The 17,029-nt window shown below is 42.0% G+C and carries 19 protein-coding genes; 10 read left to right on the forward strand and 9 right to left on the reverse strand.

Going from position 1 to position 17,029, the window contains the following annotated elements; genetic code table 11:
• Nucleotides 1-873 (forward strand): bile acid:sodium symporter family protein, encoded by an 873-nt coding sequence (locus PAT01_RS13650; protein ID WP_054982042.1) that lies wholly within the window; start codon nucleotides 1-3, stop codon nucleotides 871-873.
• 58 nt (nucleotides 874-931) lie between these two features.
• Here the strand turns inward: PAT01_RS13650 and PAT01_RS13655 are convergent, their stop codons facing one another.
• Nucleotides 932-1,840, reverse strand: a complete 909-nt coding sequence (locus PAT01_RS13655; RefSeq protein ID WP_138579633.1) for a LysR family transcriptional regulator — start codon at nucleotides 1,838-1,840, stop codon at nucleotides 932-934.
• 115 nt (nucleotides 1,841-1,955) lie between these two features.
• On the opposite strand from PAT01_RS13655, the gene PAT01_RS13660 reads away from it, so the two are divergent.
• From PAT01_RS13660 to PAT01_RS13680, 5 genes are read left to right on the forward strand one after another with little or no spacing between them, the layout of a single operon-like run.
• Nucleotides 1,956-3,176, forward strand: coding sequence for an acyl-CoA dehydrogenase family protein (locus PAT01_RS13660; protein ID WP_138579635.1), 1,221 nt, complete (start codon nucleotides 1,956-1,958; stop codon nucleotides 3,174-3,176).
• A 9-nt stretch (nucleotides 3,177-3,185) separates the two neighbouring features.
• On the forward strand, nucleotides 3,186-4,007 hold the full coding sequence (locus PAT01_RS13665; RefSeq protein ID WP_154945635.1) for an SDR family oxidoreductase: 822 nt from the start codon (nucleotides 3,186-3,188) through the stop codon (nucleotides 4,005-4,007).
• Between the two features lie 12 nt (nucleotides 4,008-4,019).
• Nucleotides 4,020-5,093 carry a phosphotransferase family protein gene (locus PAT01_RS13670; protein WP_138579637.1) on the forward strand — a complete coding sequence of 358 codons (1,074 nt, stop codon included), beginning with the start codon at nucleotides 4,020-4,022 and terminating at the stop codon, nucleotides 5,091-5,093.
• Nucleotides 5,093-5,797, forward strand: coding sequence for a histidine phosphatase family protein (locus PAT01_RS13675; RefSeq protein WP_154945636.1), 705 nt, complete (start codon nucleotides 5,093-5,095; stop codon nucleotides 5,795-5,797). Before PAT01_RS13670 ends, PAT01_RS13675 begins: the two co-directional genes overlap by 1 nt.
• Before the next feature lie 10 nt (nucleotides 5,798-5,807).
• Nucleotides 5,808-6,554: an SDR family oxidoreductase gene (locus tag PAT01_RS13680; RefSeq protein ID WP_170865589.1), complete on the forward strand. Its 747-nt coding sequence runs from the start codon at nucleotides 5,808-5,810 to the stop codon at nucleotides 6,552-6,554.
• Nucleotides 6,555-6,643: 89 nt separating this feature from the next.
• On the opposite strand, the gene PAT01_RS13685 is transcribed toward PAT01_RS13680, so the two are convergent.
• Nucleotides 6,644-7,216, reverse strand: a complete 573-nt coding sequence (locus PAT01_RS13685; RefSeq protein WP_154945637.1) for a short-chain dehydrogenase — start codon at nucleotides 7,214-7,216, stop codon at nucleotides 6,644-6,646.
• A gap of 193 nt (nucleotides 7,217-7,409) precedes the next feature.
• Between PAT01_RS13685 and arfB the strand changes: the two genes are divergently transcribed.
• Entirely contained in the window at nucleotides 7,410-7,823 is a 414-nt protein-coding gene (gene arfB / locus PAT01_RS13690) for an alternative ribosome rescue aminoacyl-tRNA hydrolase ArfB (RefSeq protein ID WP_024033019.1), read from the forward strand.
• Between the two features lie 81 nt (nucleotides 7,824-7,904).
• Here the strand turns inward: arfB and PAT01_RS13695 are convergent, their stop codons facing one another.
• From PAT01_RS13695 to PAT01_RS13715, 5 genes are all read right to left on the reverse strand, one after another.
• A complete protein-coding gene (locus PAT01_RS13695; protein WP_004586263.1) occupies nucleotides 7,905-8,954 on the reverse strand; it encodes a DUF2955 domain-containing protein in 1,050 nt (349 codons plus the stop codon).
• A gap of 10 nt (nucleotides 8,955-8,964) precedes the next feature.
• Nucleotides 8,965-10,029, reverse strand: coding sequence for an HlyD family secretion protein (locus tag PAT01_RS13700; protein ID WP_055254297.1), 1,065 nt, complete (start codon nucleotides 10,027-10,029; stop codon nucleotides 8,965-8,967).
• Nucleotides 10,030-10,037: 8 nt separating this feature from the next.
• Nucleotides 10,038-10,511 (reverse strand): MarR family transcriptional regulator, encoded by a 474-nt coding sequence (locus PAT01_RS13705; RefSeq protein WP_054982034.1) that lies wholly within the window; start codon nucleotides 10,509-10,511, stop codon nucleotides 10,038-10,040.
• 119 nt (nucleotides 10,512-10,630) lie between these two features.
• A complete protein-coding gene (locus PAT01_RS13710; protein WP_154945638.1) occupies nucleotides 10,631-11,515 on the reverse strand; it encodes a spermidine synthase in 885 nt (294 codons plus the stop codon).
• Entirely contained in the window at nucleotides 11,508-12,131 is a 624-nt protein-coding gene (locus PAT01_RS13715; RefSeq protein WP_154945639.1) for a fused MFS/spermidine synthase, read from the reverse strand. Before PAT01_RS13715 ends, PAT01_RS13710 begins: the two co-directional genes overlap by 8 nt.
• Before the next feature lie 168 nt (nucleotides 12,132-12,299).
• Between PAT01_RS13715 and PAT01_RS13720 the strand changes: the two genes are divergently transcribed.
• Nucleotides 12,300-14,381, forward strand: coding sequence for a TonB-dependent siderophore receptor (locus PAT01_RS13720; RefSeq protein ID WP_154945640.1), 2,082 nt, complete (start codon nucleotides 12,300-12,302; stop codon nucleotides 14,379-14,381).
• A 77-nt stretch (nucleotides 14,382-14,458) separates the two neighbouring features.
• On the opposite strand, the gene PAT01_RS13725 is transcribed toward PAT01_RS13720, so the two are convergent.
• Nucleotides 14,459-15,334 (reverse strand): LysR family transcriptional regulator, encoded by an 876-nt coding sequence (locus PAT01_RS13725; RefSeq protein ID WP_138579647.1) that lies wholly within the window; start codon nucleotides 15,332-15,334, stop codon nucleotides 14,459-14,461.
• A gap of 107 nt (nucleotides 15,335-15,441) precedes the next feature.
• Between PAT01_RS13725 and PAT01_RS13730 the strand changes: the two genes are divergently transcribed.
• Entirely contained in the window at nucleotides 15,442-16,122 is a 681-nt protein-coding gene (locus tag PAT01_RS13730; protein WP_138579649.1) for a hypothetical protein, read from the forward strand.
• Between the two features lie 35 nt (nucleotides 16,123-16,157).
• Here PAT01_RS13730 and PAT01_RS13735 read toward each other — a convergent pair whose 3' ends face one another.
• Entirely contained in the window at nucleotides 16,158-16,499 is a 342-nt protein-coding gene (locus PAT01_RS13735) for a gamma-glutamylcyclotransferase family protein (RefSeq protein ID WP_138579651.1), read from the reverse strand.
• Nucleotides 16,500-16,670: 171 nt separating this feature from the next.
• Here PAT01_RS13735 and PAT01_RS13740 point away from each other — a divergent pair.
• Nucleotides 16,671-17,029 (forward strand): hypothetical protein (locus PAT01_RS13740; protein WP_154945641.1); only part of this gene is annotated, 359 nt, incomplete at its 3' end.

Genomic DNA, 17,029 nt, shown 5'->3' on the forward strand with positions numbered 1-17,029 from the left:
TTGAACGCATCATTTTTAACAGAAATCATACTCCCACTCGCCCTTGCCCTTATTATGTTTGGCATGGGGCTTGGGCTTACAGTTGGCGACTTTACGCGGCTTTTTAAAAAGCCCTTAGCAATTGCTATGGGCTTACTAGGCCAAATTATTGCCATGCCGCTACTGGCTTTAGGTTTGTGTTATTTACTTAATTTACCCACACCTATAGCAATAGGGTTAATGATTTTAGCCGCGTGCCCAGGTGGTACTATGTCAAACGTAGTGAGCCAGCTGGCAAAGGCTAATTTGGCGCTTTCGGTAAGCTTAACCGCTGCCTCAACCGCTATTAGCATTATTACCACACCGTTTATTATTGGCTTTGCCATGCACCAATTTGCGCCGCAAGACGATGCTAATTTTTCTATATTAACTACATCACTTGGGCTATTTGTAATCACCTTAGTGCCTGTAGCCATAGGGATAAGCCTGCGCCATTTTAAAAGCGAATTTGCGATTAAAAGCGAGCCGTTTTTTAGGCGTTTTTCGTTATTTTTTATGCTCGCCATGATAGCCGCGCTAGTAATAAAAGAACGCGCCTTACTGGCAAGCTCGTTTGATGCTGTATTTTGGGCCTGCCTTGCATTAAATATTGGCTCAATGGTCATTGGCTTGCTCATAGCTAAGCTTTCAAACCTTAATTTGACCGATTCGCTAACACTTGGGATTGAGGTAGGGATTCAAAACGCATCGTTGGCTATTTTAATTGCTATAAGCTTTTTAAATAAGCCCGAATACGCAGTAACGGGCGGTGTATATGGCCTTGCCATGTTTATTGGGCCGCTGTTATTAATTGCTGGGCTTAAGTTTAAAAACAAACGCCTTGTAAACGCTTAAAAAAACAACGCGAAGCGCCAAATTTAGCTCACTAAGTTTGGCGCTTTTATTATAGCTATTAACGTTTAAAAATATGCTGTACTTGCCCGCGTAACCATACTAAAGCGTCGTCTTTATCAGTACTTTGATGCCAATATAAATGCTGATAAATAGCAGGCATAGTGGTGGGTACGGGCCGTGCTATTAGCGTGTCGTCTAGCAGTTGGCTTGCCACCATAGAGGGCAGGGTGAGTAAAAATGGCGCGTCTTTTATTACCTCTTTCGCGGCAAAATAATTTTGACAACGTATAGCCACCTGCCTATTAAAACTCAATTGCAATAACGCAATATCTTCAATAACAGTACCGGTTGCCCGGTTAGATACCGCAACATGCTTAGCCGCTAAATAATTGTCTATATTGAGTTGGTTTTTAAGCGGGTGGTTTTTTTTCATGAGTACACAAAAGTGATCACTTGAGAGAACAGCGTGGCTAATGGGCGCTTTTATTGGCCGTGCTATATCAATTGCCATATCTATTTGATGATTAGCTAATTGCTTATGCATATCTTCACGGCTTAATTTTACGCTCGCTAAGCTTGCATTGGGAGCATGTTTTGCCAGTGCAAGTTGCAATTTAGGCAAAACAATAGGCTCTATTGCATCGTGCAGGGCTATTTTAAAGGTTTGTGCAGTGGTCGCTAAATTAAAATCACCGCAGGCTTGTAGCACCTGGCGTAATTTTTCGAGTAAATCTATTAGCTCGGGTGCCATACGTTGGCACGCAGGGGTGGGCAGCATTAATTGCCCTTGGCGCTCAAATAACGGATCGTTTAATACACTGCGCAAACGTTTTATAGCATGGCTGACTGCTGAGGGCGTTATGTATAGCACCTTTGCGGTTTCGCTCATGTTTTTTTCACGGTATAGACATTCAAATATTTTAAGTAAATTTAAATCTAACTGCTGAATATTTTTAGCTTCAATCATTATTACCCGCTCACATTATGAATGTAATTCACACTTAACTGGTAATATATTTCATTTAATTCATTGGGGCGAATGTTTTATGCTGGGTTAACTAAAAAATAAACAGGCAACCCTAATGAACTTTGAGCCAAGCCAAAAAAGCCAAGACTACCTAAAGCTTGTAACCGCCTTTATGGATGAGCACGTATTGCCTATTGAGCAAGCAGTAGTTGCGCATAACCATGCTAAAAATAATTCAAACGATTGGACCACTTGGCAACTAAGTGAGCACATTGAGCCATTAAAAACTAAAGCAAAAGCCGCTGGCCTGTGGAACTTATTTTTACCCGATGCAGAACTAGCACAAGGCTTAACCTGCTTAGAGTACGCCCCTATTGCAGAGCAAATGGGTAAATGCTTATTTGCATCAGAAATATTTAATTGTAATGCCCCCGACACCGGCAATATGGAAGTGCTTTATCATTTTGCAAACGATGAGCAAAAACAGCAGTGGTTAACCCCATTATTAAATGGCGATATTCGCTCAGTATTTGCCATGACTGAGCCCGATGTCGCTTCATCAGATGCGACAAACATGCAAGCAACCATAGATGTTGATGGCGACGAGCTTATTTTAAATGGCAAAAAATGGTGGACCACCGGCCTTGGTCATCCTAATGCACAGGTGGCTATTTTTATGGGGCTTTCTAACCCCGAAAACGATAAACACAGCCAGCATTCAATGGTACTTGTGCCGCTAAACACACCCGGTGTAAACATTAAGCGTATGCTAAGTGCCTGTGGCGATTTTGATGCCCCCTACGGCCACGGCGAAATGGAATTTAATAACGTACGCGTACCAAAACAAAATCTTATTTTAGGGTTAGGCAAAGGTTTTGCCATCGCACAAGGGCGCCTGGGGCCTGGGCGAATTCATCATTGTATGCGCGCAATTGGCGCAGCAGAGCGCTGTTTAGAGCTCATGATTAAACGCGGGCTGTCGCGCAGCGCTTTTGGTAAACCATTACTTAAATTAGGCGGTAATTTAGAACGCGTTGCGCAAGCGCGTATGGCGATAGACCAAGCCCGTTTATTAACCCTGCACGCGGCATGGAAAATAGACACCCAAGGGGTTAAACACGCCATGACCGAAATATCGAGCATAAAAGTAGTCGTGCCTAATATGCTGCAAATGGTCTCAGATATGGCGATACAAGTATTTGGTGGCGCGGGGGTGTCGAGCGACTTTCCTATTGCCTCGTTTAATGCAATGGGGCGTATTTTACGCCTTGCAGATGGCCCAGACGAAGTACATATGGGCATGGTTTCGCGCCTCGAACTTAACAAATACCGCTAAGGCAACACCATGAAAACACGACTAATAATAACAGGTGGAGCAACAGGGCTGGGTAAAGCGTTAGCCCTGAGTTACGCAAGTAATTTGGGCGCTAACTTACAAATTTGTATTGCCGATATAAACGCCGAGCGTGCAGCCACAACCATTAGTGAGCTGCAAGCACTAAAAAACGATGCCTTTTTTTACGCCTGTGATGTAACCAAGCAAGCAGATGTAAAGGGGCTTTACGATATTATCCAGACCAAGTGGCAGGGCGTAGATATTGTTATAAATAACGCAGGCGTTGCCACGGGCGGCTCGCTTGAGGGCGAATCGCTTGAGCAATGGCAGTGGATTATGGATATTAATTTGCTCTCTATGGTGCGGGTGTGCCAAACGTTTTACCCCGCCTTTGTGCAACAAGGCGGTGGCTACTTTATTAATATAGCCTCACAAGCAGGGCTTACCCCTATTCCGTTTATGAGCAGTTATAACGCCGTAAAAGCGGCGGTTATAGGCTTTAGCGAAACCCTAAAGCTCGAACTCGCCCACGATAATATAGATGTAAGTGTTGTGTGCCCGAGCTTTTTTAAAACCAATCTTGATGAATCCATGCGCACCAGCGAGCCGGCCATGAAAACCATGCTTAACCGTGCCTTTGAGCGCTCCCCCATAAACGCAGAGCAAGTTGCCGATATTATTTATCAGCAGTCGCTTAACCGCCCATTTTTAATTTTGACCCATAAATTAGGTAAACAGGCCTTTTTAATGAAAAAACTACTCCCCGTTGAGTGGTACATTAAAAACATGCTGAAAAAAACACGCTCTATGCAACGTTTAAAATCAAAATAATAAAGGCTAGCAATGAACACACAATTATTAGATCAAGCCAAAAACGTACGCCAAGGCGAAGAGCTCGACACACAAAAAGTAGATGCCTGGCTTAAACAGCACCTTACACAGTTAACTGGCGAGCCAAGTGTTACTCAATACGCAGGGGGGGCATCAAACTGGACCTACTGCCTAGAGTACCCAGAGCAGTCGCTTATTTTACGCCGTGCGCCCAAAGGCACCAAAGCCAAAGGCGCACACGATATGGCCCGTGAATATAAGCTGCAGCAAGCGCTAAAACCAGTTTACAGCTATGTGCCAAATATGGAGGCGTTTTGCGACGATGAAAACATACTCGGCACCGACTTTTACGTTATGGAAAAGCTTACGGGGATAATTCCGCGTAAAAATTTACCACGCGGATTAACCCCCACGCCCGAGCGAACTAAAAAGCTGTGCGAAAACGTACTCGACTGCCTAGTAGAGTTACACAAAGTAGATTACAAACAGGCCAATTTAAGCCATTTAGGCAAAGGCGAAGGCTACACCCAGCGTCAAATTAGCGGCTGGAGCGAGCGCTTTACTAAAGCCAAAACCTGGAATGTACCCAGCGGTAAAAAAGTCATTAAGTGGCTTGAAAACAACATGCCAAGTAACGAGCGTATTTGCATAACACATAACGATTTTAGGTTTGATAACGTTGTGCTTGATGCAAACGACTACACCAACGTACTGGGTATTTTAGATTGGGAACTTGCCACCCTTGGCGACCCACTTATGGATTTGGGCAATACATTGGCTTACTGGGTAGAGCCAGGAGATGACTTTTTAGCCCAAGCCACGCGCCGTCAACCCACTCACTTAGAGGGCATGCTAACGCGCAAAGAAGTGGTGGCCTACTACTGTAAAAAAATGAATATAACCGTAGATGACTTTACCTTTTACGAAGTGTACGGGCTATTTAGACTTGCCGGCATTGTGCAGCAAATTTATTACCGCTATCACCATGGGCAAACTAAAAACCCCGCCTTTAAACACTTTTGGGTGTTTGTACATTACCTTTTATGGCGCTGTAAAAAAGCCATTAACAACCAAGGTAAAGTCTAATGTGTATTTTATATTTAGTACGCCACGGGCAGGCCAGTTTTTCGGCTGATAATTACGATACGCTCTCAACAAAAGGGCAACAGCAAGCCACACTACTGGGTGAATATTTAGCACAAAAGCAGCTTACGCCCGATGCAGTATTTGCAGGCAGTATGCTGCGCCATAATCAAACCGCAGAGCTTAGTTTAGCAAGTGCTAATAATGTGCCGGTATTAATAAACGATGCGCGATTAAACGAGTACGATCACGAACATATTTTAGCTGTTTATAACCCACAGCTTGCCACCCCAAGCCAAGTTCGCGCGGCACTTAGCAAGCAAGCAGAGCCTATGGAATATTTTAAAACGGTATTTATTAGCGCCATACAGCAATGGGTACTCAATCCCGACAGCACTCAATATAACGAAAGCTTTAATGCATTTACTGCGCGTGTACTTGGCGCGCTTGAACAAATAGCCAATGAAAACCACGGTAAAAAGGTACTTATTTATACCTCTGGCGGGCCTATTAGCATTATAACCAGCCATTTAATGGGGCTAAAGCTCGAGCGCTTTATTGATATTAATTGGAGCTTAGTAAACGCAGGCGTAACCAAAGTAGTGGCGCGCGGCAAAGGAAAAAATCAAAAATTAACGATAAGCAGTTTAAACGAGCATCACTTTTTAGAGTGCCACCCACAACAAAAATTAATTACATACACCTAAGGATCTAATTATGCGCAAAAACATACTAATAACAGGTGCAAGTTCAGGCTTAGGCAAAGGCATGGCAAAAGAGTTTGCAAAACAAGGTTGTAATCTTGCTTTATGTGCTCGGCGCTTTGAGCTATTAGAGCAGCTAAAAAGTGAGCTTGAACAAATAAACCCAAATATAACCATTAGCATAAAAGTGCTTGATGTTAACGACCACGAGCAAGTATTTAGCGTATTTAACGCCTTTAAAGAAGAGCTTAACGGCCTTGATAGAGTGATTATAAACGCTGGTATGGGCAAAGGAGCCTCTATTGGTACGGGTTATTTTAATGCCAACAAACAAACCGCACAAACTAACTTTGTGGCCGCACTTGCGCAAGCTGAGGCCGCAATGGAAATTTTTAGAGCGCAAAACCATGGTCATTTAGTGACTATTTCATCTATTAGTGCTGTACGTGGTTTTAGGCGCGCCATGACCGTTTACGCCGCCACTAAAGCGGCTATTACCTCATTAAGTGAAGGCATACGCATAGATGTAATGCACACGCCTATAAAAGTAAGCTGCGTACACCCAGGTTTTATAAGAAGCGAAATAAACGAAAAAGTAAAAACAGTGCCGTTTATTGTTGATACCGAAACTGGCTGCAAAGCACTGGTAAAAGCAATAAATAAAGAAAAAGCCAACAGCTTTGTGCCAAGCTGGCCGTGGGCATTCCTGCATTGGATTTTACGAATAGCACCGCTGAGTACAATTCGTAAAATGTCGTAAGGTTTTTAAATTTTAGGCATTAAAAAAGGTGGCAAATGCCACCTTTTATATACGTTTTTACTCAACCTAGGTTTAGGTTATTTGTAAAATTATAGTAGTGCAAAAATCTTTTGCAGCTGTGGCATGTACTCGCTCACAAGCTCAAGGTTGTTTTCGCTTACTAGTGGGTCTGTAGATTCTTCAGCCGCGCTTGAAGCCTTACCAAACGAGCCCATTAACGAGCTAGCGTCACTGCTTTTAGCACTTTTAAGGCTTTGCAGGCCACCCATTACTTTATTTGCTGTTTCTTGGTTTTCAGCTGAAAGACCCGACTTAAGGTTTTCGATGTAAGCCATAGATACTTCTGAGCCAACAGATACTAACTCTTCCGGCGAAAAACCGTAACGGTTAGTAATATCGGCAAAGCTTTTATATAAGCCTTGCTCTTTAATCATGCTTAATGCGCTATTAGCAAGAGAGCTTTGCTCTTCAACATTTTGATCAGCAGAGCCACCTAGCATGCTTGCTAAATCTAGGTTTTTTAACGAATCTTGGCTGCTAGCCCAGCTAGAAACAGCCGGCAGTGCTTTCATGTAGCTTTGTAATTGGCCTTCGCTAATATCTTCAGCAAAGCTTGAAAAACTCATTGCTAGTAAGCTAAGTGATAAAATTATTTTTTTCATTGGGCGTTTCCTATTATTTAATTAAAGCCATTAAAAACTAAATGTAAGCGCTTGCCAATACATAACTAAAGTATTAGGTGTATTTAGGCTATAAAGTAGTATAAATACTTTAAAGTTCTATAACTTAAGCTGATTCAGCCCAAATATAGTTACAAATGTTATACTGCATTTTTGTCGATAAGAGCTGAACGTAATGTTAACTATTTCAAATACTGTCACTATAGATGAATGGGAACTAGAGCTAACTGCTATACGTTCGCAAGGTGCCGGTGGCCAAAACGTTAACAAAGTAGCCAGCGCCATTCATTTACGCTTTGATATTAACCGCTCAAAGTTACCCGATTTTTACAAAGAACGTCTATTAAAGCTAAACGACTCTCGGATCACCAAAGAAGGCGTGGTGGTAATTAAAGCCCAAAGCTTTCGCACCCAAGAGCTTAACCGAGAAGATGCACTAAAACGTTTAAAAGATTTAATTTTAAGTGCAACCAAGGTAAACAAAGCCCGCCGCGCAACCAAGCCAAGCCGTAACTCGCAGCGCAAGCGCATGGATAAAAAAACCAAACATGGGCAAACCAAAGCTCTGCGCGGTAACATTAAGTTATAACTCATTAAGTTTATAAGGCTTTACAGTAAAGTATGCTTAATTTACGCCTACAGCTAATAGTTAACCGTAGGCGTAAGTGGGTTATTCGTAGGTATGATGGCGGGTGGCACTAAAGCGATTTAATATATGGTGCATTACATACACCGCAGATAAACTGGCCACAATAGCCACCGCAACAGAGCTAAAGCGATACATGGCACTATAAACAAGGTCTTGCCCGGGGCCTAGTGAGTTGCCAAACAAAATACCAAACGTGGTTAACACACCAAATCCAATGCCCGGTGCGCCGCCACCAATAATATGAAAACGGCTAAATACAAACGATAACGTCCATAGTATAAGCACCGGAAACAATAAAAAGTCAGAGTGATTATACAATAACACTTGCGCCAACAACGCAGCATTACAGCCAATTAATGTACCAATAGCGCGCTGCCAACCGGCCATACCTGCGGCTTTCCAGCACAGCGAAAACAAAATTAATACCGATGAGGCTTGCGCCGATATTGAATCTTGTAAATCGAGGACTTGAAACGCCACAAACGAAAGCGTAGCAACCGTTGCACATAATAATACCTCATGGCGAATGCTTTCTTTGGCTTTAGCGGGTACCGCCCTCACGGCACGCGCGGTTACATCAGGAAAAACACCATGCATAACAAACGCTATAACAATAGAGAGAACAGTAGCCAAACCATTACTTAAAATAAGCGGGTATACACTACTTGTACCGGTTACATAGCTTGAAAAGTGCAGTTGAATCGACAACCCAACCACGCCTAGTGCGCCAAATAAAAAAGCCGCACCTGAGCTCATTTGATAAAACAAAAAGCAAAACGCTAAAAATACGATAATGGTCATCAGTACCGGAAGGTGCGAAAACAAGCCCTGCATAATTAAAACCATTGGAATACTAATGGCGGCACTGGCTAAAAACTGGCGCACAATGCTTTTATTTAACACCGGCACTAAACCAAGTAGCAACATAGGGTAAACAGTAAAAAATATACCGTATGGCCAGTTCATTAATTTACTAATAGTAAACCCTATGGTGCAACCACCGGCTATGCGCAGCGCTTGGCGTAAACCGTTTGAGTCTAATTGCGGTGCTTGGCTAACAGCTTGAGTCATACGGCCTCCATTAATAAATGTAGTGTAGCCAGCTAATAAACCTAATTTGAGCCGACGCTAACCATTGCCCAATTGTTGACTCTGGCAATAGTTGCACAGTGGCACGCGCACCACTTGGCATATTAGCAATTAATTTAGCATTATCTGGCATCACTAAATGAATACGCTGGCGCTGAGCATCGCGCACCCAACGATTACTGGTTTCGGTACTACTAAGTGAGCCATTAGCACTGAGTTGTCCATCGCTTACGCCTGCCTCAAACGTGCTTATATGCGCGTTGTAAACCTCACCTGGACGGCTATCAAATACCACTCGCGCCAAACTACCTGGCTTCATATTTAGTAATGATTTTTCTCTAAAATCGGCAACAAGGTCGGCCTTATTAGCCACAATTGCTAAAAGCGGGCTACCCGTTACCGCATATGCGCCATCTAGTAGTTGTAAGTTAGAAACCACACCAGCGCTTAGCGCACGTACTTGGGTGTACGATAAGTTAAGCTCGGCTTGTGCTAATTGGTTTGCAGCATGGCGAAGCGCTAAGTTTTGCGCGCCGCTTTCGCCACGGGCAAGTACTGCTTCTGCCAATTGCGCTTCTAATGAGGCGACATTTGATTTACTTGCTTCAAAGTTAGCTTTAATGCTTTCAAGCTCTTGCTCTGAAATAGAGCGCTGCTTAAATAATGCTTCGCCACGGTTATTTAGTAATTGCTGTTCGTGCAGCTTTGCCTTGGCCGCCGAAATTTGCGCCTCAAGTGCTTTTACATTGGTATCTAAACGTTTGTTTTGTAATTTGGCGTCGTCAAGGGCAAGCTGTGCCTGCTCTAGCGCTAATTTATAAGGGCCTGAGTCTATTTCAAACAATACATCGCCAGCCTTTACGGTTTGATTATTATTAACCAATACCTTAGTAACACGGCCACTTATTTGCGGGGCAATTTGCACTACAGGATGATAAACCCGCGCTTGCGGCGTTACCGGCATAAACATGTCGGCAATTAAATAGTAAATAAATATAACAACAAAACCCGCTAACGAAAGCCTTACATAACGAGTAAATTTTTGATCTGGTGTCATTGTGTCTCTTACTCTTTACTTTGATTTTTAATACAGTTTAGTGCGTTTTTTTCCATATTGACGATGCCATAAGCAAGCGCATCGAGTTGCTGTGTGCTTAGCCCGCTGTATAGCTGGCTTTTTATATCAATGAGTTTTTCGTTTAGCGACTGTAAAATTGCGCCACCTTGCTCGGTAAAGTAAATTTTTTTACTGCGTTTATCGTGCTCATCAACTTTACGGGTAATTAAAAGCTGCTCTTCTAATTGCTTTAATGTGCGGGTAAGCGAGGGCATTTCTATTCCTAAACTCTGCGCAAGCTCAAGCTGTGTTATGCCCTCGCCCAACATATTTATATGGGTTAGCGCCGTCCAACGCGATTGCGTAAGCCCTAAAGGTTCTACAGCTAAAGTGATGGCCTCGCGGCACAGCCTATGAACCCGCCCCATGTTACCAATAATGGTTAAATCGAGCGTTTCGTGAAAAGGTTTTTGAGTAGTCATAACCACCTCAAATTAGTTAGCATGCTAAGTATTTTAGCATTAGTTAGCGTGCTAAGTAAATATTGAGAGGGGGTGCAAATAAAAAAGCCCCAAAGCTGGGGCTAAATAAATTTGTGGATTTAAAAATTAAGGAGGTTAGCAGGGGAGTACTGATCGGTAAGCACTTTTGTATTGGCAGGCCAATCTTGCTTGTTTTTGGTACTTTGCATATAGGTACTAATTGCTTTTAAATCTACATCGTATTTTTTTAAACGCGGGTTAAGTGCTTTAATACGCTGATTAATTTGCGCCTCAGTAGGCATAGAGTTTATACCCGCTAAAATAATACGGTTAGAGCGATTAGCACGGCTTACGTTAATAAAATCGCCAAACACGGCGTGGTAAGTTGCCGACTCATGCTCGTATAATTTACTGCTCGAAAACGTATTAGCGGCAATTACACCGCCCTCGGCCAATACGCTTTTTACCTCTTCAAAAAACTCTTTAGTAAGTAAATGCTCAGGAATATAATCGCCGTTAAACGCATCAAGAATAATCCAATCGTACTTTTGCTTTTTAATGGCTGCGCGCTTTATAAATATACGCCCGTCTTGCACGCTTGAGGTGACCGCATCGTTTTCTATAAAGTTAAAATAGTTACGGGCTACTTTTAAAACGGCGGGATCTATTTCAACATTATGAATTTTAGCTGCAGGGTAAAGCGCATGAATGACATTAGAAAGCGTACCGCCACCTAGGCCAATAATAAGCACATTTTTAGGGTTGTCGGTTACTAAAAGGCTGGCAAACGTAAGTTTTGTGTAGTTAAAAACCAGCTTGTCGGGGTTGTTTTTGTACATACAACTTTGGCTGGTTTGGCTACTTTTTGTATTAAATTTTAAGCAGCGTAGGTCATGTGTTTCATCAACAATAATATTGCGATATAAAGAACGCTCCTCGTGCACTACATTACTGTGCGCCGCAACCGAAAACAGTACCGCTAAAAATAATAAACAGTTACGCATGGGCAAGCTCCTTATTACCAGCAAGGCTATTAACAGTAACTGCCAGCACACCTAACAGGCCCAAGGTTAACGCAAAGGCACTTATAATGGTGTTTACATCAAACGCCAGTACAAAGTAAAACGAGGTAATAATAGTCCCTAAGGCGCTGCCCAACGTGCTTACAAAATATAAAATACCCGCAACTTGGCCACTTTTATGGCTGTCGGTGACTAATAAACGCACCGAGTAAGGCGAGATCATGCCTAAAATAACGGTAGGAATAAAAAACAAAGCCGTAGAGGCAAGTAACGAGCCGTAGCGTGTATCTTCAATGTGGGTAAAAATAAATTCCATTATTGGCTGCGAAAAAAGCGCAATAGGCACCACCATAATACTGGCAGTTAAAAATATTAAGCCATATTTTGTAAGCGATGCATTTTTAGTACTTAGCTTACCGCCGAGTAAATACCCAAAAGAAAGGCTAAGCATAAATACGGTAATTATGCTGCCCCAAATGTGCACACTACTGCCAAAAAAAGGCGCTAAAATACGCCCGCCTAATAGCTCAATACCCATAATGCAAAAGCCACTGCAAAAGGCTAAAAAATAGATTAACGCGTTTGTTTTTATACTCATGTAATTATCGTTATGTAACCTAAAGAGATCTCCATACTAACGTGATGACAGGGCAGTCGCTAGTGCATTAATTAATCGCTCTGTGATTTTTTAAAAAGTTGTTTTGTTATAAAGTAACACATGTTAAACTTGTTGTTATAATATAACACCTCCGATTTCCCTATTATCATGAAGTATTCTTTAATTTATTTAGCCTGCTTAGGCTTAAGTGCGCAAACAGTGGCGCAAGAGCAAAACGACGAAATTGAAAAAATATCGGTTACTTATAAACAAGCATACCGTGGCGATATTCCTCAAAAGCAAATGCCGCAATCTATTGTAAGTGTTAGCAGTGCTGCGCTTGAGCAAAAAGGCATTACTAAATTACAAGACGCGCTTGATTTTTCGGCCAGTATTTCGCGCAAAAATAACAGTGGCGCATTATGGGATAGCTTTTCTATTCGGGGTCTTTCGGGTAACGAAAACATGCCATCGGGCTATTTAATTAATGGCTTTAGCGGTGGGCGTGGTTTTAGCGGCCCGCGTGATGTATCTAACATTGATTACATTGAAGTACTAAAAGGCCCAGGCTCAGCACTTTATGGGCGCTCAGAGCCAGGCGGTACTGTAAATATTGTGACTAAAAAACCTCAGTTTGAGCCGCAAGGTGAGCTAAAACTAAGCTTAGGCAGCGACAGTTTTAATCGCGTTGAAGGCGATTACACAAACGGCATTAACGATACCACCGCGTTTAGAATAAATGGCGCGTGGCAAGATAGCGACAGCTACCGCGATGAGGTGTACACCAATAAAAAGGTAGTTACGCCGTCTATTTATCATCAAATAAACGCATCAACCAGTGTGACTTATGAGTTTGAATACGTAGATTTAGCGCAGTTATTTGACCGTGGTGTTGTCGTACTTGATAACGATTTTGACACCGTACCAAGCTCGCGTTATTTAGGTAACCCAAACGATGGCGACACGCAGGTGTATTCGCGCGGGCACCAAATTACTTTAAATCACGATATTAACGATGAATGGTCGTTAGTGGCCGGTGCAAACTACCGCAGCTCTACGTTAACGGGGTTTTCGTCAGATGCTGAGCTTTCGCCATCGCGCCAATCGCTATTTGATGATGGCCGCACACTTACTCGCCAGCAGCGTTATCGCGACTACGAAGTAGAAGATTTAAGTGTAAAGTTTGAGCTAAGCGGCAGTGTAGACACAGCCGGTATTACGCATCATTTATTAATAGGTGCCGATGCATACAAGTACGATTTACGTACAGCGCTTTCTCGATATCGAGGCGGTAACGGCACTTATACCGTTGATATTTTTGATCCAAATTACGATGTAGAACGCCCAGCAGTAAGCCTACTTTACGAAAACGACGAAGAGCAAAAAGCATATGGTATTTATGTTCAAGACCAAATGGATATTACCGACAAATTTAAGCTATTAGTGGGCCTGAGGTTTGACAGCGTTGACCAAGACATTTTAGAAACCAACAGCGGCGTGTTTTCGACCAGCTCTGAAAGCCAAATAAGCCCGCGTGTTGGCGTAGTGTACGAGCTAAATAACGCTCTCACTTTTTACAGCAGTTACTCAGAAGGCTTTTTGCCACTGAGCGGCACAGATGCAAGCGGCGATCCCTTTGGCTTTGAATACAGTGACTCGTTTGAGGTTGGCGCTAAGTTTGAATACTTAGGCATAAACGGTACTGTGGCATTTTTTGATGCGTCTAAAAGTAATATGTTAGTGGCAGACCCTGTAAACGTTGGATTCTCTGCGCCTATTGGTAAAGCCGATAGTAAAGGGTTTGAGCTTGATTTAAACACCTATATTACTGATGCAACGGCGTTTAACTTATCGTACGCCTACATAGACGCCACCACAGCAAACGACATTATTAATGCCGATTGGGGCGTGCCAATTGAAAAAGGCAGCCCGCTGGTGAATGTACCAAAAAATAACTTAAACCTTACGCTTAGCCACCAAACAGCATTAATGGGCAAAGAGCTTGAGTTTGGTGCAAGTTACCAATACACCAGCAGCCGTTTAGGTGATGCCGCCGATTTAAGTTTTAGGCTACCGAGCTACCAATTAGTAGGCGTTTTTGGCAACGTTAACTTAACCGAGCAAACCAAGCTTAATATAAGTGTTAATAACATTTTTGATAAAGATTACGCCGAAAGCAGCTACAACGCTTTATGGGTTTACCCAGGTGCGCCAACTCAATTTAAAATGTCGTTAGCGTATAATTTTTAATAGCTAGCAAATTAAAGTTTTCATCCTAAAGCGTCTTAATGTAGTGGTTAAGGCGCTTTATATTTTTAAGCCCTTTTTTATAAAGAATTCATAAGTTTATTAAGCCAACCATCGGCCTTTGATGGTTTGTATATCATTACAATGCTTTCACTGTAGTGACTGTTAACCCCCTTTACAGTTATTTTTGTAAGCCCTAAATCGTCAATCACAAAGTTAGGTAAATACGCCAACGCCAAGCCACTTTGAACCACCTCTATTAATGCACTGTAATCGCTACATCTAAATACAATATTGCGCGGTGCAATATTATCTTGCCAGCCGTCGGAGCCTACTCCTTGCTCTAAGCCGCACAGGGGTGAAAACAAAGGGCATGCAAAAGCCGCCTGCAGTAATTGGTTTTTATTAAGCGTTAAAGAGCCAGTTTGTACTAGCTGATGCGAAGCATGCGCAGCCACACTAAACCCAGTATTTAATACATCAACCGCCACTAAATTAGCGTGTGAGCTGTTATTTAATGCCTCACGAGTTACTAGCGCAATATGCGCAGCGCCTGATGCAACTTGGCTTATGGCTTCACCTTCAAACACATTATTAATACGTACCGAGCAGGGCAGGTTACTAAGGGGTGTAAGCAGCTTTTTAAGGCCACTTTTAAGTAAAATGGCAGGGCCTGCAATAACTGCATTAAATTTATGATTATCGCTTTTAAAACGGCTAGTAAGCTGCTGGTAATTATGTACTAAATCACTACTGTGCTTAACAAACTCTTTGCCTTTATCATTAAGTACCAAGGTTTTGCCCACACGATTAAACAGCTCTGTGGCTAAGTTTGCCTCAACCTTTTTTAGCGTTTTAGACAGCGCCCCTGGGGTAATATTAAAATGCTTAGCGGTTGTGTGCAGGTTTTGCGAACTCGCCATATGAATTACTTTTTCAATGTCATCTAAATGCATAGCGCCAAACCGTATTGATTAAAAGGAAACAACTAACAACTTATTATCGATTATTTATATATATAAATCAGCTTATAGTGACGCTATATTTATTTTTGAGCATTAACATGAAACACATACTGCTACTTTTTATTTTATTCTCGAGCGCAGCACTAGCAAGCGACCCTCAGCACAAGGCACACAACACACATAAAGCCCACAGCTATATGGGCTTTCATGGCATGTCGCTTATATTAGCCGGCGATAAAGTACTTGCCAGCCACATGCCTTTATACGCCCCCCCACACAACTACCAAATAGTGTACGAAGTAACTACCAATGACACCCATCTTAAAATAATCAAAAAAGCACTGAACGAGGCACCAAACAAACAAACTCAGATCACCATTTTACCAACCAAGTTTGATTTGAATTTATTAATAAATAAGCTGACACCCACTTTAAATACTACTGTGTTTAATGGCCATTTTGAGCGCGGAGGTACGGCTTTGTTTTCGACAAAGCTGACCTTTAAAAATCCGTTATATGTAAAAAAGATCGCTATAACACAACCTGAAAAAGAAGAGTTTGATTTAATAAAGGTTTCAGGAGAGCAGGGGGTGGTGATTCATAAAATACAAAGTAAACCAAGCTATGACTCACTCAGTTTAGTAGCACTAACTAACGGAAAATATAATGGCCAGTTAAAATGTGATGCGCCAGTAACCACAGCGCTTGCAAGTAAGCTAAAGGCCTGTTTTAAAAGCGTACCAAGCTATTTAGAAACTCGCGATTTTGAAGTTAATTAAAAAATCATAGCAGCGCTTTAGCTTAAAAAGCGCTGCTATATAAATGACTTAACGTTAAGAGCATATACATTTGCCTGAACGTATTCGCCGTTTAACAATTTTATTTGCGTTAAAATGCGTGAGTACGCATCGCCTTCAAATTCATCGAGCACATGCCAATGATCTTTTAAATTAGTTGAGCTAAACACATAGCCATTTATCTCTTGGCCTGTTTCGTCTAATACCAGTGCAGGAAAGCCCATTTTGGCGCCCCAGCCCTCGTTAATTAAATTGCCAACCACACTGCCTTGCTCAAATGTACCGCCAATATTGGCAAGAATATGCTCGTTCGGATGCCCTGGGCACAAGGTACCATAAACAAATAACGCTTCTAACACGTAAACTCCTAAATTAGGCTAATGATTATGTTTAGCTAAGCTAAAGCTTAACTAAATATGAAAAAAATCCCGAGTGAAACTTTACTTTTATAATGACACCCACCTTTATTTTTGCACTTTACGCAATAAGCATCTACTTTTTTAATTGGTTCATCAAAAGCTAGGTGCTAAATGGCTATTGCAAGAAAACGCCAAATCAGTTTGTCAGATACAAAATATTATCACTGTATTTCGCGCTGTGTACGTCATGCTTATTTATGCGGCGAGGATTCATTAACGGGTAAATCCTACGAACATCGAAGGGGCTGGGTAGAACAAAAACTATTTAGCCTCGCTAAAATATTTTGTATTGATATATGTGCTTATGCAGTTATGAGTAATCACTCCCATATTGTGCTTTATGTTGATGATAAAAAAGCAAATAGGTTAAATGACAAAGCCATAGTGCTGCGCTGGCATAAGCTTTGTAAAGGCACACCCCTTACACAAAAATTTTTACAAGGTGAGGAGCTTAGCAGTACAGAGCGATA

It is taken from the genome of Pseudoalteromonas atlantica (assembly GCA_007988745.1).
In the GTDB taxonomy this organism is placed as follows: Bacteria; Pseudomonadota; Gammaproteobacteria; order Enterobacterales; family Alteromonadaceae; genus Pseudoalteromonas; species Pseudoalteromonas atlantica.